This window comes from Phycicoccus duodecadis (genome assembly GCF_002846495.1).
GTDB lineage: Bacteria > Actinomycetota > Actinomycetes > Actinomycetales > Dermatophilaceae > Phycicoccus > Phycicoccus duodecadis.
Genome location: NZ_PJNE01000001.1, coordinates 3,157,160 through 3,177,002, shown reverse-complemented (window position 1 = coordinate 3,177,002; position 19,843 = coordinate 3,157,160). Strand labels below are relative to the sequence as shown.

Annotated in this window: 17 protein-coding genes and 1 pseudogene; 9 read left to right on the top strand and 9 right to left on the bottom strand. The window is 70.9% G+C overall.

All coding sequences use genetic code 11. The features are described 5' to 3' along the window. Window positions 1–119: 119 nt before the first annotated feature. From ATL31_RS14710 to ATL31_RS14690, 5 genes are all read left to right on the top strand, one after another. Entirely contained in the window at window positions 120–605 is a 486-nt protein-coding gene (locus tag ATL31_RS14710; RefSeq protein ID WP_245862518.1) for an NAD(P)H-dependent oxidoreductase subunit E, read from the top strand. Next, the gene (locus tag ATL31_RS14705) at window positions 602–2,179 is read left to right on the top strand and encodes an NADH-ubiquinone oxidoreductase-F iron-sulfur binding region domain-containing protein (protein ID WP_101396550.1); all 1,578 of its coding nucleotides are present in this window, start codon (window positions 602–604) and stop codon (window positions 2,177–2,179) included. The genes ATL31_RS14710 and ATL31_RS14705 overlap by 4 nt, the downstream gene beginning before the upstream one ends. After that, a complete protein-coding gene (gene fdhF, locus ATL31_RS14700) occupies window positions 2,176–5,052 on the top strand; it encodes a formate dehydrogenase subunit alpha (RefSeq protein ID WP_101396548.1) in 2,877 nt (958 codons plus the stop codon). Before ATL31_RS14705 ends, fdhF begins: the two co-directional genes overlap by 4 nt. Next, window positions 5,049–5,306: a formate dehydrogenase subunit delta gene (locus ATL31_RS14695; protein ID WP_101396546.1), complete on the top strand. Its 258-nt coding sequence runs from the start codon at window positions 5,049–5,051 to the stop codon at window positions 5,304–5,306. Before fdhF ends, ATL31_RS14695 begins: the two co-directional genes overlap by 4 nt. 265 nt (window positions 5,307–5,571) lie before the next feature. Beyond that, window positions 5,572–6,828, top strand: coding sequence for a serine hydrolase domain-containing protein (locus tag ATL31_RS14690; RefSeq protein WP_101396544.1), 1,257 nt, complete (start codon window positions 5,572–5,574; stop codon window positions 6,826–6,828). A 474-nt stretch (window positions 6,829–7,302) separates the two neighbouring features. On the opposite strand, the gene ATL31_RS14685 is transcribed toward ATL31_RS14690, so the two are convergent. Then, complete coding sequence (locus ATL31_RS14685) at window positions 7,303–8,550, bottom strand: IS256 family transposase (protein WP_101396331.1); 1,248 nt, start codon at window positions 8,548–8,550, stop codon at window positions 7,303–7,305. Between the two features lie 358 nt (window positions 8,551–8,908). Between ATL31_RS14685 and ATL31_RS14680 the strand changes: the two genes are divergently transcribed. The 3 genes from ATL31_RS14680 (at window position 8,909) to ATL31_RS14670 (ending at window position 9,869) form a co-directional block, all read left to right on the top strand. Beyond that, window positions 8,909–9,208 (top strand): DUF1905 domain-containing protein, encoded by a 300-nt coding sequence (locus ATL31_RS14680; RefSeq protein ID WP_211284042.1) that lies wholly within the window; start codon window positions 8,909–8,911, stop codon window positions 9,206–9,208. 154 nt (window positions 9,209–9,362) lie between these two features. After that, on the top strand, window positions 9,363–9,593 hold the full coding sequence (locus tag ATL31_RS14675; protein ID WP_245862516.1) for a hypothetical protein: 231 nt from the start codon (window positions 9,363–9,365) through the stop codon (window positions 9,591–9,593). 6 nt (window positions 9,594–9,599) lie between these two features. Next, window positions 9,600–9,869 carry a hypothetical protein gene (locus ATL31_RS14670; RefSeq protein WP_101396540.1) on the top strand — a complete coding sequence of 90 codons (270 nt, stop codon included), beginning with the start codon at window positions 9,600–9,602 and terminating at the stop codon, window positions 9,867–9,869. Window positions 9,870–10,088: 219 nt separating this feature from the next. On the opposite strand, the pseudogene ATL31_RS14665 reads toward ATL31_RS14670, so the two are convergent. The 8 genes and pseudogenes from ATL31_RS14665 to ATL31_RS14630 all read right to left on the bottom strand — a co-directional run. Next, window positions 10,089–10,580 (bottom strand): annotated as a pseudogene (locus tag ATL31_RS14665) (MraY family glycosyltransferase); the annotation flags it as partial. Window positions 10,581–10,773: 193 nt separating this feature from the next. After that, window positions 10,774–12,276: a CoA-acylating methylmalonate-semialdehyde dehydrogenase gene (locus tag ATL31_RS14660; protein WP_101396537.1), complete on the bottom strand. Its 1,503-nt coding sequence runs from the start codon at window positions 12,274–12,276 to the stop codon at window positions 10,774–10,776. A gap of 66 nt (window positions 12,277–12,342) precedes the next feature. Continuing rightward, window positions 12,343–13,719 (bottom strand): aspartate aminotransferase family protein, encoded by a 1,377-nt coding sequence (locus ATL31_RS14655; RefSeq protein WP_101396535.1) that lies wholly within the window; start codon window positions 13,717–13,719, stop codon window positions 12,343–12,345. Window positions 13,720–13,766: 47 nt separating this feature from the next. Next, the gene (locus tag ATL31_RS14650) at window positions 13,767–14,654 is read right to left on the bottom strand and encodes a polysaccharide deacetylase family protein (protein WP_170062508.1); all 888 of its coding nucleotides are present in this window, start codon (window positions 14,652–14,654) and stop codon (window positions 13,767–13,769) included. After that, entirely contained in the window at window positions 14,651–15,616 is a 966-nt protein-coding gene (gene speB / locus ATL31_RS14645; protein WP_101396533.1) for an agmatinase, read from the bottom strand. The genes ATL31_RS14650 and speB overlap by 4 nt, the downstream gene beginning before the upstream one ends. A 16-nt stretch (window positions 15,617–15,632) precedes the next feature. Next, window positions 15,633–16,397: an SDR family NAD(P)-dependent oxidoreductase gene (locus ATL31_RS14640; protein WP_101396531.1), complete on the bottom strand. Its 765-nt coding sequence runs from the start codon at window positions 16,395–16,397 to the stop codon at window positions 15,633–15,635. 1 nt (window position 16,398) lies between these two features. Then, window positions 16,399–17,121, bottom strand: coding sequence for an SDR family NAD(P)-dependent oxidoreductase (locus tag ATL31_RS14635; protein ID WP_101396529.1), 723 nt, complete (start codon window positions 17,119–17,121; stop codon window positions 16,399–16,401). 10 nt (window positions 17,122–17,131) lie between these two features. Further along, a complete protein-coding gene (locus ATL31_RS14630; RefSeq protein ID WP_101396527.1) occupies window positions 17,132–18,595 on the bottom strand; it encodes an APC family permease in 1,464 nt (487 codons plus the stop codon). A gap of 166 nt (window positions 18,596–18,761) precedes the next feature. On the opposite strand from ATL31_RS14630, the gene ATL31_RS14625 reads away from it, so the two are divergent. Continuing rightward, window positions 18,762–19,835 carry a PucR family transcriptional regulator gene (locus ATL31_RS14625; RefSeq protein ID WP_101396525.1) on the top strand — a complete coding sequence of 358 codons (1,074 nt, stop codon included), beginning with the start codon at window positions 18,762–18,764 and terminating at the stop codon, window positions 19,833–19,835. Window positions 19,836–19,843: the final 8 nt, after the last annotated feature.

Here is a 19,843-nt window from a genome sequence, read left to right as displayed (position 1 = left end):
CCGCGGACCGGTTCCGCACCCCCGCTGTGCTGGGGGTGCGGAACCGGCCGGGGGCTGTCCCCAGCGACGTCCCCGCCGTAGGCTCGGATGCAGGTCACAGCCACAGAGAGGTGGACGACGTGCCCCAGCGAGGCCCCAGCGCTGCTCCCGCCCCCGGACCGGCCGATCGCGCGCGCGCCGCGTCGGTCCGCGGCATCGCCGAGGAGCTCGCTCGGATGCGGGGCCCGCTGCTGCCGATCCTGCACGCGGTGGTGGCCGCGCACGGCTACGTGCACGACGACGACATCCCGGTGATCGCCGAGGTCCTGAACCTCAGCCGGGCCGACGTCCTGGGGGTCGTCAGCTTCTACCACGACTTCCGCCGCACTCCCCCGGCCGCGCACCGCGTCGCCCTGTGCCGGGCCGAGGCGTGCCAGGCCCGCGGCGCCGACGCCACCTACGCCGCCGCCACCGACCGCTGGGCGGGCTCCACCGAGATCGAGCTGGGCGAGGTCTTCTGCCTCGGCAACTGCGCTCTCGGGCCCGCCGGCACCCTCGACGGCGCGCTGCACGCCCGGCTCACCCCCGAACGGCTCGACACCCTCACCGCGGAGTGGGACCGATGACTGCCACCGTGTGGGTCCCCTGCGACGCCGCTGCCGTGTCGGTGGGGGCCGACGACGTTGCCCACGCGCTGACCGCGGCCGGAGCCACGGTGCGCCGCAACGGCTCCCGCGGGATGCTCTGGCTCGAGCCGCTGGTCGAGGTCGAGACACCGACCGGGCGCATCGGCTTCGCGAACGTCACCCCCGAGCAGGTCGGCGCCCTCCTGTCCGGCGAGCTGCACGACACCGGGCAGGACGTCGGTGTCGTCGACGAGCACCCGTGGCTGGCGCGCCAGCACCGCGTCTCGTTCGCCCGGGTCGGGGTCATCGAGCCCACCGACCTCGGGGCCTACCGCGAGCACGGCGGCCTGGCCGGGCTCGAGCGGGCGCTGGCCCTGGCCCCCACCGATGTGGTGCGCGAGGTCACCGACTCGGGGCTGCGCGGCCGTGGCGGCGCCGGCTTCCCGGCGGGCGTGAAGTGGGAGACCGTGCGCACCGCCGAGGCCGACGTGAAGTTCGTCTGCTGCAACGCCGACGAGGGCGACAGCGGCACCTTCGCCGACCGGATGCTCATCGAGGGCGACCCGTTCACGCTCATCGAAGGGATGACGATCGCCGCCGTCGCGGTCGGTGCCACCGAGGGTTTCGTCTACCTGCGCAGCGAGTACCCGCACGCGATCCGCACCCTGCGCCGGGCCGTCGACATCGCCTACGCCCACGGGGTGCTCGGGGCGTCGGTGCTCGGCAGCGGCCACCGGTTCGACCTCGAGGTGCGGGTCGGCGCGGGTGCCTACATCTGCGGCGAGGAGACCTCGATGCTCGACTCGCTCGAGGGCAGGCGCGGCGAGGTGCGGGCGAAGCCGCCCATCCCCGCCCTCCAGGGGCTGTTCGGGCGGCCGACCCTGGTCAACAACGTGCTCACCCTCGCCGCGGTGCCGACGGTGCTGGCCGACGGCGGCGAGGCCTACGCCGCGCTCGGCACCGGGCGCTCGCGGGGCACCCAGGTCTTCCAGCTCGGGGGCAACGTGGCCCGGGGCGGCATCGTCGAGGCCGACTTCGGCATCAGCCTGCGTGAGCTCGTCGACGACTTCGGCGGCGGCACGGCGTCCGGGCGCCCGGTCAAGGCGGTCCAGGTGGGCGGCCCGCTGGGTGCCTACCTCCCGCCGGCGCAGTTCGACCTGCCGATGGACTACGAGGCCTTCGCCGCTGCGAACGCGATGGTCGGGCACGGCGGCGTCGTCGTGTTCGACGAGTCGATGGACGCCGGCGCCATGGCCAGGTTCGCGATGGAGTTCTGCGCCAAGGAGTCGTGCGGCAAGTGCACGCCCTGCCGGGTGGGCTCCACGCGCGGGGTCGAGGTCATCGACCGCATCCGGGCCGGGACGCACCGCGAGGCCAACCTCGTGCTGCTCGACGACCTCTGCACGACGATGACCAAGGGCTCGCTGTGCGCGATGGGTGGCCTGACGCCGATGCCGGTGCGCAGCGCGCTCGAGCACTGGCCCGAGGACTTCGGCGCCCCGGCCACGGCGAGCGCCGTCGCCCGCGACATCCCGATGTCAGCCACGAGCACCGACGGAGGAGCCCGGCCATGACGGCGATCGACGAGAACCCCACCCTCGCGGAGACCGACTACGGCACGCCGCGCGTCGCGTCCGGCGCCCCCGCCACGGTGACCATCGACGGGCGCGAGGTCACCGTCCCGGCCGGCACGTCGGTGCTGCGGGCCGCGGCCGAGGCGGGCATCGCCATCCCCAAGCTGTGCGCCACCGACTCCCTCGCGGCGTTCGGGTCGTGCCGGTTGTGCCTCGTCGAGGTCGAGGGGGGTAAGGGCACGCCGGCCTCGTGCACCACGCCGTGCACCGACGGGATGGTCGTCAGCACCACCACCGAGCAGGTGCGCGGCCTGCGGCGCGGCGTCATGGAGCTCTACCTCAGCGACCACCCCACCGACTGCGACGGCTGCGCCCGCGGCAACTGCGAGATGCAGCGGCTGGCGCGCGACACCGGCCTGGCCGAGGTGCGCTACGGCTTCGACGGCGCGAACCACCTGGCCGACACCACAGACCACTCCAACCCCTACTTCGACTACGACCCGGCCGCGTGCATCGTGTGCTCACGCTGCGTGCGGGCGTGCTCCGAGACGCAGGGCACGTTCGCACTCACCGTCGAGGGCCGCGGGTTCGACTCGCGGGTCAGCGCCGGGGGCACCGACTTCCTGAACAGCGAGTGCGTCTCGTGCGGCGCCTGCGTGCAGGCCTGCCCCACCGACGCGCTCACCGAGAAGTCGGTGGTCTCGCTCGGGATGCCGACCCGTTCGGTCGTCACCACCTGCGCGTACTGCGGGGTCGGCTGCTCGTTCAAGGCCGAGGTGCAGGGCTCGGGCGACGACACCCGGGTCGTGCGGATGACGCCGTGGAAGGACGGCGGCGCCAACGAGGGCCACTCGTGCGTCAAGGGCCGCTTCGCCTATGGGTACGCCGCGCACACCGACCGGCAGATGGAGCCCATGGTCCGCGACTCGATCGACGACCCGTGGCGCGTCGTGTCGTGGGACGAGGCCATCGAGCGCGTCGCGTCGGGGTTCCGGGCGGTGCAGGAGCGGCACGGCGTGGGGGCGATCGGCGGCATCTCCTCCTCGCGCTGCACCAACGAGGAGGTGTACGTCGTCCAGAAGATGGTGCGGGCGGCGTTCGGCAACAACAACGTCGACACCTGCGCGCGGGTCTGCCACTCCCCCACCGGGTACGGGCTGAACCACGCCTTCGGCACCTCGGCCGGCACCCAGGACTTCGCCTCGGTCGAGCAGTGCGACGTCATGCTCGTCATCGGCGCCAACCCCACGGACGCGCACCCGGTGTTCGCGTCGCGGATGAAGCGCCGCATCCGCGAGGGCGCGAAGGTCATCGTGGCCGACCCGCGGCGCATCGACCTGGTGCGCGGCCCGCACGTGGAGGCCACCTACCACCTGCCGGTGCGGCCGGGCACCAACGTCGCGCTCGTCAACGCGATGGCGCACGTCATCGTCACCGAGGGGCTGCACGACGCGGCCTTCGTGGCGTCGCGCACCGAGGGCGCCGAGGGCTACCTCGAGTTCATCGCGCGGCCCGAGCACTCGCCCGAGGCCACCGAGGCCGAGACCGGCATCCCGGCGGCCGACCTGCGTGCGGCGGCCCGGCTGTACGCGGGGGGCCCGAACTCGGCGATCTACTACGGGCTCGGGGTCACCGAGCACAGCCAGGGCTCGACGATGGTCATGGGGATGGCGAACCTGGCGCTGCTCACCGGCAACCTCGGGCGCGAAGGCGTGGGGGTGAACCCGATGCGCGGGCAGAACAACGTGCAGGGGTCGTGCGACATGGGCTCGTTCCCGCACGAGCTGCCGGGGTACCGGCACGTGTCGCGGCCGGAGGTGCGCGCGATCTACGAGTCGCTGTGGGGCGTCACCATCCAGCCCGAGCCGGGGCTGCGCATCCCGAACATGTTCGACTCCGCGATCGGCGGCTCGTTCATGGGGCTGTACGTGCAGGGCGAGGACATCGCGCAGAGCGACCCCGACACCCATCACGTCGAGGCCGCGCTGCGCGCCATGGAGCTCGTGGTGGTGCAGGACCTGTTCCTCAACGAGACCGCCCGGTTCGCGCACGTGTTCCTGCCGGGCAGCTCGTTCCTCGAGAAGGACGGCACCTTCACCAACGCCGAGCGCCGCATCAACCGGGTGCGCCCGGTGATGCCGTCGCGCGTCGGCAAGGACGAGTGGCAGGTGGCGTGCGAGATCGCGACGGCCATGGGCTACCCGATGTCGTACGAGGCGCCGTCGCAGATCATGGACGAGATCGCCGCCACCACACCGACCTTCGCCGGGGTGTCGTTCGCGCGGCTCGACGCGGAGGGCTCGATGCAGTGGCCGGTCAACGACGCCGCGCCGCACGGGACGCCGACGATGCACGTGGGGTCGTTCGTGCGCGGGCTGGGGCAGCTGACGCCCACCGTCTACGTGCCGACCACCGAGCGCGCCAACCGCCGCTACCCGCTGGTGCTCACGACGGGGCGCATCCTGTCGCAGTACAACGTGGGGGCGCAGACGCGGCGGACGCCGAACTCGACCTGGCATCCCGAGGACGTCCTCGAGATCCACCCGTCGGACGCCGAGATGCGCGGCGTCTCGTCCGGTGACGTGGTCGAGCTGTCGTCGCGGGTGGGCACGACGCGGCTCACGGCGCTGGTGTCGGACCGGATGCCCGCCGGCGTCGTCTACACGACGTTCCACCACCCCGTCACGGGCGCCAACGTGGTGACGACCGAGAACTCCGACTGGGCCACGAACTGCCCCGAGTACAAGGTGACGGCGGTGCAGGTCCAGGTGGTCACCGAGGCGTCGCGGCGTGAGGCATCGGTCGAGGCCGATCAGGATGTCGGGTCGTCGGCGTCGATGCCGGTCGGGGCGATGGCGAGGCACCGCCGGTGAGCGGTGACCTCCCGCCCGTCGCCCGGCTCGGGCACGACCTGGTGCGCAACTTCGAGGCCCTCCCGCCCGAGAAGGCCGCCGCGGAGATCGCCACGCACATCCGCAAGTTCTGGGAGCCGCGGATGCGCCGCGAGCTGCTCGCCCACATCCGGCTCGGCGATGCCCCTGTCGATCCGCTCCTCGTGCGCGCGGCCGAGGACCTGGTCGAGGGCGACGTCGACCACGCAGAGGTCAAGGAACCGTCCGGCGGCTGAGCGCACACGCTGAGGCCCTGGCCAACAGGAGGCGGATAGGCGCATCTCGGCGCGTGATCACGTCTTTCGCGCCGGCCGCACTCAGCTGAGCCCCGGACAGTGGTGCAGCCCGATCGTTGAGTTCGTGGCTGTCACGTGTGTCGGTGCTGGACGGGGTGCGGCCACCGCGTGATCCTTCTCGTGAACCCTCACCAGCGCTGCGCACCCTGGACCAGTAGGGCGCACGCGTACGTTCAGCACCCTTCCCGATCAAAGGAGATCCACGATGGCCCAGGTCGACCCGCGGCTCACGTCCCCCGATTCGGTGGGGATGAGCGCCGACCGCCTCGAGCTGATCGCGCCCGCGCTGCAGAAGTACGTCGACCAGGGCGGCTACGCCGGCTTCACGACGTTGGTGTCGCGCCGCGGTCGGCTCGTGCACTCCGAGTGCCTCGGTTGGCAGGACCGCGAGGCCGGCGTGCCCGTGGCGGAGGACACGATCTACCGCCTCTACTCGATGACCAAGCCGATCATCTGCACCGCCCTGATGACCCTCTTCGAAGAGGGGAAGTTCCAGCTCGTCGACCCGGTCGCCAAGTGGATCCCGGCCTTCGCGGCGACGAAGATCGCCGGGCCGGGCGGGACGCTCGAGGACCAGTCGCTGCTGCGCCCGATGCAGGTCCGCGACCTGATGAGCCACACCAGTGGGCTCACCTACGACTTCCTCGAGGACTTCCCGGTCGCGGAGCAATACCGCCAGAAGCGGATCGGCAACGACCCGACGCGTACCCTTGAGCAGTTCGTCGACGAGGTCGCCACGCTTCCGCTGGCCTTCGCGCCGGGGACGCGGTGGCACTACAGCGTGGGCATCGACGTCGCAGCCCGCCTGATCGAGGTGATCTCGGGCCAGAAGCTCGGGGAGTTCCTCTCGGAGCGCCTGTTCGGCCCGCTCGGTATGACGGACACGGGTTTTGGCGTGCCGGAGTCGGAGCGTGGCCGTCTTGCCGCCATGTACGGCCTCCCGGACATCGTCGGCCAGGACATGACGTTCACCAAGCTCGCGATCGCCTTCGCCACCGGCGACCTCGGCCGCCGGGACGTGGACGCGACGTACCCGAGCGACACCCCGGATGTCTTCCAGCGCGGTGGCCACGGCCTGTTCGGCACCGGTTCGGACTACCTGCGGTTCGCGAACATGCTGCTCACGGGCAAGGCCGAGGACGGTACCCGCATCCTCGGCCGCAAGACGCTCGAGCTGATGCACACCAACCACCTCGCGCCGGCGCTGCTCCCGTACACCCTGGGCGGCGTTGCAGCGCCCGGGTACGGGTTCGGCCTCGGCTCCCGCGTCGCCATGGACATCGGCCAGACCGCACTGGCGGGCTCGGTCGGCGAGTTCGGCTGGTCCGGTGCGGCCAAGACCTACTTCTGGGTCGACCCGGTGGAGGAGATCGTCGGGGTGCTCATGACGCAGCACATGGTCGGCTTCGACCTGCCCGAGGCCGACTTCCGCGCGGTCGTCTACCAGGCCATCGAGGACTGACGCCCTGGCCGGCAGTCGGTTCGCCGGGGTGCGTGGCGACGGATTCGTGACGTCGTGAGGCGGCCGCCGCCCCGGCGGCTGCCGCCCCCGGCACCGCTGTCGACGGGGCCACGTCGGCAGAGCGTGACACCTCCGAAAGCGCGGTCCCCGGCAGTGACTCCCCGCCCCAGCAGACGAGGTCGACGCACATCCGCGGCGCCGCTAGCTTACGGTGCCGGCCAGTCCGAGGGTCCTCGCTCAGATGCTGACCCACCGTATGTCGACGACGCTTGAAGACTGGACGGTCGCGACGCCCGAGATCCCATGCCTGAGGTTCCGTGGGCATCCATCGCCGTCTACGCAACATCGTCGTGCACGAGTACTTCCGGCTGAATCCAGACGTGATCCGCGGCATCGTCGGCACGCGCTGGCGGACCTGGCTCACGCAAGGTCAAGTCCCCGGTGGTGGTGTAACGCTGCGTGATCTTCGTTGGGTTAGGCGGTCAGGGCGGACATGGGTTCTGCTCCGTTCTCGGGGTCGGTGGTGGTGAGGGGGGTCAGGCGAGAGCGGGTCAGGACTTCCAGGCCGAGGTAGCGGCGTCCTTCTGCCCATTCGTCGGTCTGCTCGGCCAGGACCGCGCCGACGAGGCGGACGATCGCTTCTCGGGTGGGGAAGATGCCGACGGAGTCGGTGCGGCGGCGGATCTCGCGGTTGAGGCGTTCGGCGGGGTTGTTGGACCAGATCTGGGTCCACACGTCCTTGGGGAACGCGGTGAAGGCCAGGATGTCCTCGCGGGCGGCGGCCAGGTGCTGCGCGACCGCGGGCAGCTTGTCGCTGACGTAGTCGATCAGCCGGTCGAACTGGGCGTGTACGGCCGCGGCGTCGGGCTGGTCGTACACCGAGTGCAGCATCGCCTTGACGGCCGGCCACATGCTTTTGGGACAGATACTCATCAGGTTCGCGGCGTAGTGCGTGCGGCAGCGCTGCCAGGACGCGCCGGGCAGGTTCGCCGCGATCGCCTCGACCAGCCCGGGGTGGGCATCGGAGGTGACCAGCTTGACCCCGGCCAGGCCGCGGGCGACCAGGTCGGCGAAGAACTCGTTCCACGCCGCCCCGGTCTCGCTGGTGGCCACCCGCATGCCCAGGACCTCACGGTGCCCGTCGCCGTTGACCCCGACCGCGACCAGGACGACCGCGTTGACCACCCGTCCTCCCTCGCGGACCTTCATCGTCAACGCGTCCGCGGCCACGAACGTGAACGGCCCGGCCGGGCCCAGCGGGCGGTGGCGGAAGTCCTCGACCTGCTGGTCGAGGTCGGCGGCCATCCGCGAGACCTGCGAACGGCTCAGCGAGTCGATCCCCAAGGTCTTGACCAGCTTGTCCATCCGCCGGGTGGACACCCCGGCCAGGTAGCAGTCGGCCACCACGGTGACCAGCGCCGACTCCGCGCGCTTACGACGCTCCAGCAGCCACTGCGGGAAGTAGCTCCCCGTGCGCAGCTTGGGCACGGCCACGTCGATCGTGCCGACCCGGGTGTCCAGCTCGCGGTGGCGATAGCCGTTGCGCTGCGCGACCCGCTCCGGGCTGGGGCGTCCCCACTCCGCGCCGACCACCGCATCCGCATCCGCGGACAGCAACGCGTTGATGATCGACTGCAGCAGCGAACGCATCAGGTCCGGCGAGGCTTCGGCCAACGCCTCGCCAAGCAGCCCAGCAGGGTCGACAATGTGTGGTGCGGTCATCGTGATGCTCCGTTCGAGAGTGCTGTGAGAGGTTCACTCGAAGGATCACGCGGTGGCCGCATCCACGTCCAGCCCCAACCCGAGGACGGCGACCGCGCTACACCACTATCCGGGACTCAACTTCACGCAATCCACAACTGCTGAGCCCAGCCGCCTGGCTCTCGTCCATCCGAGGCGCCTCCGCGCGTGAGCGCGGGGGTGGACCCTCGCACAAGAACAGCCGCGTCGCGGCGGAAGGACTCAGTTGCTCCCTTCGTCGCTAGTGCGCCCTCGGCGGGCGGGCAGCGGTCTCCGCCTTTGCTGGAAGAATCCAGCGGAGTTCTGCTGAATTGAGACTCCTCACGGCACGATGGACCTCGTGAAGGACTGGGACGTGGAGTTCGAGGGTCCAGTCGTGGAGTGGCGGGGACCGGCGCCCTTCTTCTTCGTGGACGTTCCGGACGACGTGAGCGCCGCCATCAAAGTCGCCGCCCGCGGGCTGGAGTACTGGGGCCAGGTAGCAGTGGTGGTGCGCATCATCGACATTGAGTTCACGACAGCGCTGTTCCCCAAGGAGGGGCGATACCTCCTGCCGTTGAAGAATGTGGTTCGGGACTCGGCGGGTATCACAGTGGATCAGATGCTGACGGTGGAGTTGACCGTCGAACGACACCGCTGACCCAACTGGCGATGCGTGCAGGTGTAGCCCGGCAGGCGGCGCTGTGACGCAGGCCCAAGAGGATGTCCTGACTGGGCCGGCAGGGGAGCGTCAGAACCACGCCGCCAGGAATCACGGGCTTGCCGACCGTAGGGGAGCAAGTTACCTTGGAGGGGTGCTGGAGGACCCGATCATTGCACCGTCGGCCTTCAAGCACGGTCTGGGCGCGGAGGACATCCTCCACGCTTATCGAGACCCGATCCGGGTCTGGGACCTGGGCGACGGGTTCACGATGATGCTCGGCCCGAACTCGGCCGCCATCATTCTCGAAGTCGGTTACGTCGAGGGCGACACTGCCGTGGTCATCGTCCACGCCATGCGCGCCCGTAAGAGATTCCTCGAGTGATGCCACATGCCTAGAACTGTCGAAGAGATCCTCAAGCACGCCGACGAGCTCGCTGCTCGCTTCGAGGACTACGAGCCCGCACCCGGCGACGAGCAGGATGCCCAGGCCGTGGCCCTCCTGCGCGTCGCCGTCCAAGAACGCTCCGCAGCCGAACAGCACGTCATCGACGCGATCCAGGCCGCCCGCACCGCGGGGATGTCCTGGTCGGCGATCGGGGCGTTCGTCGGCACCAGCGGAGAAGCCGCCCGTCAGCGCTACGCGGGCAAGGTCGCCTGACCGGCCGCCTGCCGCTCAACCCGCCTTCAGGTCGCCAGCCGAAGCAGGGGTAGCCCCTTCTGGGCGGAAGGACGCACCTCCCGCAGACCCGTGGGGCGGTCAGGGGCCTCGCCACCGAAGGCGTACTGGCACTGGCCGTCGCGGTGAGGGCTCACGAAAGGAGCCGACGCAGCTGACTGGTCGAGTGGCCCAGGGCGTAGCGACCATCACCTCAAGGGCGACGACCCATCCGGCGTAGAACAGCCCCAGCCCGGCGGCCACGCAGATGCCGGCGATGATCCAGAAGCGGATGACGATGGTGATCTCGGCCCAGCCCAGCAGCTCGAAGTGGTGGTGCAGCGGCGCCATCCGGAAGACCCGCGTGCCGCGCAGCCTGAAGCTCGCCACCTGGATGATCACCGACAGCGTGATGATGACGAACAGCCCACCGAGCACCACCAGCAGCAGCTCGGTGCGGGTGAGGATCGCCATCCCCGCAAGCCCGGCCCCCAGCGACAGCGACCCGATGTCGCCCATGATGATCTGCGCCGGCGACGCGTTCCACCACAGGAACCCGAAGCACGCCCCCGCCACCGAGCACGCCACCACGGCCAGGTCGAGCGCGTTCGGCACCTCATAGCAGGCGGCACCCGGCACCGCCGCGCAGCTCTGGTTGTTCTGCCACAGCGCGATCAGCGTGTACGCCGCGAACACCGTCACCGAGGCACGGGGGCCGCCGCCAGGATCGGCTGGTCGAACCCCACGCCGGGCGACGGCGGGCTCCGAGCTGGCGATGCGGCGACCCGCGGCGTTCTGCTCGATGAACGTCCCAACCGGGTCCGGGGGCGGCGCCTGCGCCGCCCACCGGGTCAGCCCCTGACCGAATCTCCTCCAGACGCGACGGCGTAAAGGGCGCTGTCGAGGATCAACCGTTCTGGGGGAAGCCCAGCTCGAGGCCGCCGTGGCTCGGGTCGAGCCAGCGCGAGGTGACCACCTTGCCGCGGGTGAAGAAGTGCACGCCCTCCATGCCGTGGGCGTGGGTGTCGCCGAACAGGCTGTTCTTCCAGCCGCCGAAGGAGTAGTAGGCCATCGGCACGGGGATCGGCACGTTGATGCCGATCATCCCGACCTCGACCTCGTTCTGGAAGCGACGGGCGGCGCCACCGTCGTTGGTGAAGATCGCGGTGCCGTTGCCGTACGGGTTGGCGTTGATCAGCGCCAACGCCTCGTCGTAGGTCTTAACCCGCAGCACCGAGAGCACGGGGCCGAAGATCTCGTCCTGGTATAGCGACATGTCCGGCGTCACGTGGTCGAACAACGTCGGCTTGAGGAAGTAGCCCTCCCCCTCGGCATCGACCTCGCCCTCGCGGCCGTCCACCACCAGCGTCGCACCCTCGGCCACCCCGGCATCGAGGTAGGAGGCCACCTTGTCGCGGTGCTGCTTGGTGACCAGCGGCCCCATGTCGCAGGCGCGCGTCCCGTCGCCGGTGACCAGCCTGCCCATCCGGTCCGTGATCCGTGCGATGAGGTCGTCGGCGATCGGCTCGACCGCGACCAGGGCCGAGATCGCCATGCAGCGCTCCCCCGCCGACCCGAACCCGGCGTTGACCGCGGCATCGGCGGCCAGGTCGAGGTCGGCGTCCGGCAGGACGATCATGTGGTTCTTGGCACCCCCGAGGGCCTGCACCCGCTTGCCGTGCGCGGTACCGGTCTCGTAGACGTACTTGGCGATCGGGGTGGACCCCACGAACGACACCGCCTTGACGTCCGGGTGGGTCAGGAGGGCGTCGACGGCCTCCTTGTCCCCGTTGACGACGTTCATGACCCCGTCCGGCAGCCCGGCCTCGGTCCACAGCTTCGCAATCGCGATCGCCGCCGAGGGGTCCTTCTCCGACGGCTTCAGCACCACCGCGTTCCCGGTGGCGATGGCGACCGGGATGAACCACATCGGCACCATGGCCGGGAAGTTGAACGGGCTGATGACCGCGACGACACCCAGGCTCTGCCGGATCGAGTACACATCCACCTTGGTCGAGGCGTTCTCGGTGAACCCGCCCTTCATCAGGTGCGGTATGCCGCAGGCGAACTCCGCCACCTCGAGGCCACGGGTCACCTCGCCGAGGGCGTCGGACAGGACCTTGCCGTGCTCGGCGGTGATCAGGGCCGCGATCTCCTCCTTGCGCTCGTCGAGCAGCTGGCGGAACTTGAACAGGACCTGGGTCCGCTTGGTGAGGGAGATGCTCCCCCACTCGTTCGACCACGCCTCCTTCGCGCCCGCCACGACCTCACCCACGAGGTCGGCCGACGCCAGGTCGAGGACACCGGTCTGCTCACCCGTCGCCGGGTTGAAGACCGGGCTCGTCCGCTCAGCGGTGCCCTCCCAGGACTTACCGGCAACGAGATGGGTGATGCGGCTGGGGGTATTCATGAGCAGGTCCTCGATCTGGGTGGAGTGGACGTGGGTTCGGTGGCAGAACGCGCTGACGGTGCGCGGTCAGCCGGTGACGTGGCGGTCGGTGACGTCGAGGGCGCGGTCGAGGATGTCGAGGCCCTCGGCCATCTCCTCGGCGGTGGTCGTGCACGGGGGGACCACGTGGGTGCGGTTGAAGTGGGTGAACGGCCAGAGCCCTTCGGCCTTGCACGCCGCGGCGAGCTCGGTCATCGGGGCCGCCGCGGGCCCGGAGGCGTTGTAGGGCACCAGCGGCTCGCGGGTCTCGGGGTCGCGCACCAGGTCCAGCGCCCAGAAGAACCCCAACCCGCGCACCTCGCCCACACTGGGGTGCTTGTCGGCGATCTCGGCCAGCCGGGGTGCGATGACGGTGTCGGCGACCTTGCGGACGTTCTCCAGGATGCCCTCCTCGTCGAAGATCCGCATCGAGGCCACCGCCGACGCGCACGCCAACGGGTGCCCCGAGTACGTCAGCCCGCCCGGGAAGACCCGCTCGTCGAACGTGGCCGCGATCTCGGCCGAGATCACCACCCCACCGAGCGGCACGTACCCGGAGTTGACGCCCTTGGCGAAGCAGATCAGGTCCGGCACCACGCCCCAGTGGTCGACCGCGAACCACTCACCACACCGCCCGAACCCGGCCATCACCTCGTCGGCGATGTACACGATGCCGTGCTCGTCACAGATCTCGCGGACCCCGGCCAGGTACCCCTCCGGCGGCACCAGGATCCCGTTGGTGCCGACCACGGTCTCGAGCATGATCGCCGCGATCGTGTGCGCGCCCTCGACCATGATCGTCTCGCGCAGGTGCTGCAACGCCCGCTCGCACTCCTGCGCCGCGTCGGCGGAGTGGAACGGCGAGCGGTACGGGTAAGGCCCCCAGAAGTGCACGATCCCCGCCACCCCCGGCTCGTTGGCCCACCGCCGCGGGTCACCCGTCGCGGCGATCGAGCCCGCGGTGGCGCCGTGGTAGCTGCGGTACGTGGTCAGCACCTTGTTCCGCCCCGTGTGCAGCTTCGCCATCCGCATCGCGTTCTCGGTGGCCTCCGCGCCACCGTTGGTGAAGAACACCTTGTCCAGGCTCCCCGGCGCGCGCTCGGCGATCATCCGCGCCGCCTCCGAACGCGACTCGTCCGCGAAGCTCGGCGCGATGGTGCACTGCCGGGCCGCGGCCTCCTGGATCGCCGCGACCAGCTTCGGATGCTGGTAGCCGATGTTGACGTTCACCAGCTGGCTCGAGAAGTCCAGGTACCGCTTCCCCTCGAAGTCCCAGAAATGACTCCCCGACGCCCCCGCGATCGGCAACGGACTGATCTGAGCCTGCGCCGACCACGAATGGAACACGTGCGCCCGGTCGTCCTGCGCCACCCGGGCGCCCTTCTCCGGGTCGGGGACGAAGTCTCGGGTGTCGAAGGTGGTCATCGGACCATCCGCCTCTCGTGGTGTCGTGCGATGGGGTGCTCTGGTGGTCAGAGCGCGGGCTTCTCGATCGATCGGGGCGTCAGGCCCAGGCCGCGGACGTGGGCGGCGATCTCGCCGAGGGGTGCGACCCACACGTCGTCGCAGGCGACGACCTCCGCCATCAGGTCGGACAGGGCCGCGGCCCTCGACGGTCGGCCGCTGAGGAAGGGGTGGTTCGTCAGCACCCAGCATCCGCCGGCGTCGCGCAGCGCCGAGAACTCGGCCCGCCACAGCTCGACGGCTTTCGCCGGGGTCTCGATGAGCCCGGAACCGGTGATGTCGGGCAGGAAGCAGTACTGCTCCCAGTCGTCGAGGGCCCACTGGATCGGGATCTCCACGAGGGAGGTGTCGCCGACGGCGAGCTCGTACGGGGTGTCGGCGTCCATGAGGGAGGAGTCGTAGAGGAACCCGCGCTCGGCGAGGAGAGCGGGGGTGCGCCAGGACAGGTCCCACATGGGGGCGCGGTAGCCGACGGGTCGCACGCCGGCGACCTCCTGTAGGGCGGCCAGGCCGCGCTCGATCGCCTCCACCTCCTCCGCTTCGGTCAGGGCGGTCGGCTGCTCGTGCAGGTAGCCGTGGTGGGCGATCTCGTGTCCCGCGTCGGCGATGCGTCGCACCGTGTCGGGGTAGCGATGGGCGGTGTACCCCGGGACGAAGAACGTCGACCGGATGCCGTGGCGCTCGAGCAGGTCGAGGAGGCGCGGCACCCCGACCAGGGGTCCGTAGGCCTGGTGGCTGACCACGCTCATCCGGTCCGCCGTGCCGGGCGATCCCCAGAGCACGGCGGACTCGGCGTCGACGTCGAAGGTGAAGGCCGCCGCCGATCGTGCGCCGCCGGGCCACGGGACCGAGTCCGCCGGCACGCCACCCGTGGCGGCGGCCGCCCGGTCGTTCATGTGCGCACCGCGAGGAGGCTGATGAGGTCGTAGGCGAGGTGCGCGGCGGCGACCGCGGTCACCTCGGCGTGGTCGTAGGCGGGAGCCACCTCGACGATGTCCGCACTGACCAGCCTCAGGTCGCCCAGGCCCCGCAGGATCGCGAGCAGCTCGCGGCTGGTCAGCCCCCCGGCCTCGGGCGTGCCCGTGCCGGGCGCGAAGGCCGGGTCGAGGACGTCGATGTCGATCGAGACGTGCACCGGGAGGTCACCGACCCGGGCCTTGATCCGCTCCACCGCGCCCGCCACCCCGATGCTGTCCAGGTCACGGGCGTGGATGCAGGTGAACCCGAGCTCGGCGTCGTCGAGCAGGTCACGCCGGTCGTAGAGCGACCCGCGGATGCCGACGTGGGCCGAGTGCCCCTTGGCGACCAGGCCCTCCTCCGAGGCCCGGCGGAAGGGCGTCCCGTGGGTGCAGGGCGCCCCGAAGTAGGTGTCCCACGTGTCGAGGTGAGCATCGAAGTGCACGAGGGCGATCGGTCCGTACGCGGTGTGCAGCGCACGCAGCAGCGGCAGCGAGATGGTGTGGTCCCCGCCGAGGGCCACCAGGGGGCGGCCGGGGCCGATGAGCTCGGTCGCGGCGGCGGAGATCGCCTCGAGGCCCTCGGTGATGTCGAACGGGTTGGCCACCACGTCCCCGGCGTCGACGACCTGGGCCACCTCGAAGGGGCTGACGTCCTGCGCGGGGTTATACGGCCGCAGCAGCCGTGACGCCGCCCGGATCGCCGACGGCCCGAAGCGCGCGCCCGGCCGGTAGGTCACCCCCGCGTCGAAGGGGACCCCCAGGACGGCGATGTCGAAGTCGGGTACGTCCTCGCGCCGGGGCAGCCGCGCGAACGTGGGGAAGCCGGCGTAGCGGGGCGAGCGCATCCCGTCGACCTGGCCCACGTTGCCGTTGCTGTGGCGTACGTACTCTTCGCTCATCTGACTCCTCTTTCCTCTAGGCCCGGGCGCGGGTGGAGCCGCCGTTGACCTGGACGACCTGACCGACCATGGACCCGAGGCGGTGGTCGGCGAGCAGCGCGACCGCCGCGGCGACTTCCTCGGCGGCACCGATGCGACCGAGGGGGATGCTCTGCGCGTAGGTCTCGTGCATCTCGCTCAGGCTCACCCCGGCGGCATCGGCGTCGACGAGGAGCTGCGGGGTGTCGATGACGCCCGGAGCGATCGCGTTGACGACGATCCCTTCGGGGGCCAGCTCGCGGCCCAGGGTCTTGGTCAGCGAGACCAGCCCGGCCTTCGAGGCCGCGTAGGCGGTCGCGTCGGGCCAGCCGATGACCCCCCACTCGCTCGCGATGATCACGATGCGCCCTCCCCCACTCGCGCGCATCCCCGGCAGGACAGCCTGGATGAGGTGGAAGGTCCCACCGAGGTTGGTGTCGACGACCCGCCACCAGTCGTCCTCGTCGTCCTGGGTCAGGGGCGACATCGACATGTAGGCGTGGTTCGCCACGAGGATCCGGATGGGGCCCACCCGACCCTCGACGTGGGCGACGACCCGGGCCACGGCCGCCGGGTCGCTGACGTCGCCGACCGCCGTCACGCCACCGAGCTCGTGGGCCAGCGAGGTCAGCTCGGGGCTCTCGGCCAGGTCGTTGAGAGCGACGACCGCCCCGTCAGCGGCCAGCCGCCGGGCGTGAGCGACGCCCATCCCGCGCGCGGCACCGGTGACCAGGGCGACGCGGCCCTCGAGGATGCCGGCCACCTCAGATCACCGCCCCGGCGTTGGGGTTGAGGATCTCGCCGACACAGAAGGTGCCCTCCTCGATGAGCCAGGCCACGCACCGGGCGACCTCCTCGGGCGAGCCCAGGCGGCGGATCGGCAGGGTCTCGAGGTACTCGGCGGCCCGCCACGGCGAGTCGGGGGCGAGCAGCGGGGTGTCCGTCGGGCCGGGGGCGACGGCGTTGACGCGGACGTCGCGGGGAGCGACCTCAGCGGCGAGCGACCGCACGAACCCGATGATGGCCCCCTTGGCCGCGGCGTAGTGCGCGTCCCCGTCGCCGCCACCGACCGCCAGCTCGCTGGTGATGGCGACGATGCTGCCCGCACCCCGGTCCACCATCGCGGGCAGGACGCTCCTGCTCAGGTTGCGCAGCCCGCCGAGATGCACCCGGAGCATCCTCGTCCACTGCTCGAGGGTGATGTCGCTGACCGGCGCCATCGCGTAGTGGCCGGCGACGCTGACCGCCGCATCGACCGGCCCGAGCTCGCCGCGGATGGCCTCGACCGCGGCCGCCACGGCCGCAGCGTCGGTGACGTCGACGGCCACGCTCATGTCGCACCCGGCACTCGCCAAAAGGTCCAGGCCACCCACCCGCCAGCCATGGGCGGCCAGCATGGCCACAACGGCGGCGCCGATGCCGCTGGCCGCACCGGAGACGACCGCGACACCGCCGGCGCGAGGGGGCTGGGGACTGTCCGGGCTCATGGTCGAGCCGTCACTGGGTGACGGCGAGGCCGGCCTCGTCGGCGGCCTCCTCGTCGTCGATGACGGAGGTCGGCACCAGGCGGGTGCGCACGCTGGCATAGATCCCGACGCCGATGATCCCGAGGACGAGAACCGCCAGCCAGACGGACCAGTCGAGGTACCGCTGGCCGGGGTAGACGGGGCGGGGCCAGGAGATGTTCAGGAACTGCAGGGCCGCCCAGACGGCCGCGACGACGGCGACGACCGGCGTGAAGCGGCCCAGGCTGAAGGGTCCGGCTCGCCACGTCCCACGGGCCCGCGCGACCAGGAGGCCGACCAGCGGGAACAGGAACGCCAGGTAGAAGCCCCCGGAGGTGAAGTTCACCATGATCGTGTAGACGTTCTCGGCGACCCGGCTGAGCAGGAGGAGGGCCATGCCGATCACGGTGGTCACGAAGATCGCGTTGGCCGGGATGCGCTGGCCCGTGCTCAGCCTGCCCAGGACCCCGGACCCGGGGAGCGCGCCGTCCCTCGCGTAGGACCAGATGACGCGCGAGGCCGAGGTCTGCAGGGCCAGGAAGCTGGCGACGAAGCCGATGAGGAAGAGGATCTCCACGGGCTTGGCGATCGACGGGCCGAGGGCGCTCGTCAGGGTCTCGTAGACGGGGTCCGCGACGTCACCGCTGGCGACGGCGCCCAGGTCGGGGATCGCGAGGATGATCGCCAGGCTGGAGTACATGACGACGATCGCGATGAGCACGATCGAGGAGATGACCGCCTTGGGCAGGTTGCGCCGCGGCTCGTGCACCTCTTCGGCGATGGCACCGGCACTCTCGAAGCCCACGAAGGACCAGCCGACGAACATCACGGCGACCAGGAAGGGCCCGGAGACCGCCAGGTAGCCGCCGGCCCCGCCGCTGCCCTGGGTCAGGACGGACAGGGGGTTGACCCGGTGGGCCAGCAGCAGCCAGGTGCCGAGCCCCAGGGAGCCGACGACCTCGGCGATGATGCTCGCCGTCATGAAGATCTTCAGCGCCTGCCGACCGACGAGGTTCAGGCCGGTGGCGAGCACGAGGATCACCGCGGCGATCAGGGCCCGCTGGGTGCCGGTGGGCGCCTCCACACCCGCGATGTTCGCGACGAAACCGGCCGCGCCCAGGCCCACTGCGACCATGGCGATCACGAGGGTCCACATGTACGTCCACCCGGCGAACCAGCCGTAGCCGTTGCCGATGAGCCGTCGGGACCACTGGTAGATCGAGCCTTCGAGCGGCCAGCGCGAGACGAGCATCGCGAAGACGAAGGCCACGATCAGCTGACCGCCGAAGACGACGAGGAACGCCCACCAGAAGCTGGGGCCGGCCGCGCCGATGGCGAGCCCGAAGATGCCGTAGAGGGCGACGATCGGGGAGATGAAGGCGAAAGCGAAGGCGAAGGACGACCAGAGCGAGAACTCCCGCTTGAGGACGTGGTCGGGGTTGACGGTCTGCGACATGTGAAACCTCCGGTGAGGGACTCCGTTGACCCTTTGCGCCCACGGTGATGGCCCACGGGGTGGGGTGGCAAGTGTTTGGGCCGTAGAAGGGTGCAACCCATAACGGCCGCCGAGGTGGTTGTGCGAATGTCCAACCGCCGGCGGTCCACTGGGCTACATTCGCACCATGCGCGAGCGCCCGCCGTCCTGCACGGTGGCCGACCTGCTCGCCGCCTCGGACCTCGGCTTGGGCCTCGCGACGCCCGCGGCCGACCTCACGCGGCCGGTCCGGTGGGTCCAGACGACCGAGCTCGTCGACCCCTCGCAGTACCTGCGGCCGGACGAGCTGGTCTGCACCGTGGGCACCTCGTTGCTCGACCGTGGGGCCGTCACCACCTTCGCCGAGGCCGTCGCGGCGCGGGCGGCGGCGCTGTGCTTCGGTCTGGGTGACGTCCACGACGACCTCCCGGACGGCCTGGCCGAGGCCTGCGAGCGACTGGGCCTGCCGCTCCTGGCACTGCCGTACGGGGTCGCCTTCCTCGCGGTCGCGGACGTGGTGGAGACGCTGCGCGGGCAGGCGTCCCAGGCAGAGTCGCTCGGGCACCTCGTCGACCTCGTCCAGTCGGGCATGGCACGACCCGAGTCGTTGGGCGACACCCTCGCCGGGCACGGGCTCGACCCGAGGTCGCTCGTCGTGGCCGCCTGGCCGCCCGGGTCCGCTCCACTGCTCCTGGGCCGGCTCGAGGGCGGCGCGGTGGCCGAGACCGACGACCAGACGGTGACCCTCTCCGGGTCGCTGAGGCCGGTGCTGGCGGCCGCGGATGCCACCCGGCTTCGCTGCGGGTACGCCGACCCGGTCGCCCTGGCCGACCTCGGCTCGGCCCTCTCGGCGGCCCGACTCGCCTTCGCGGCCGCGCCGAACGGGGGCGGCGCGTGTGGACCCGACGACGTCGCGTCGTTCAGCCTGCTCCTCGAGTCGATCCCCCGGGAGAGGCTGCAGCCCTTCCTGATCCGACTCATCGAACCCCTGGTGGCAGCAGGCGGCCACGCCTCACCGACCTACCTGGACACGCTGCGCGAGTTCCTCGACCACGACCTGTCCGTCGGCCGGACGGCGAAAGCCCAGTTCCTCCACCCCAACACGGTGCGGCACCGGCTCTCGCTCATCAAGGAGCTCACCGGGAAGGACCCGTTCGCCACGGACGGCGTGCTCGCGCTGGCCGTCGCGGTGCGGGCTCACGAGAGGAGTCGACGCGGCTGACCGGACGC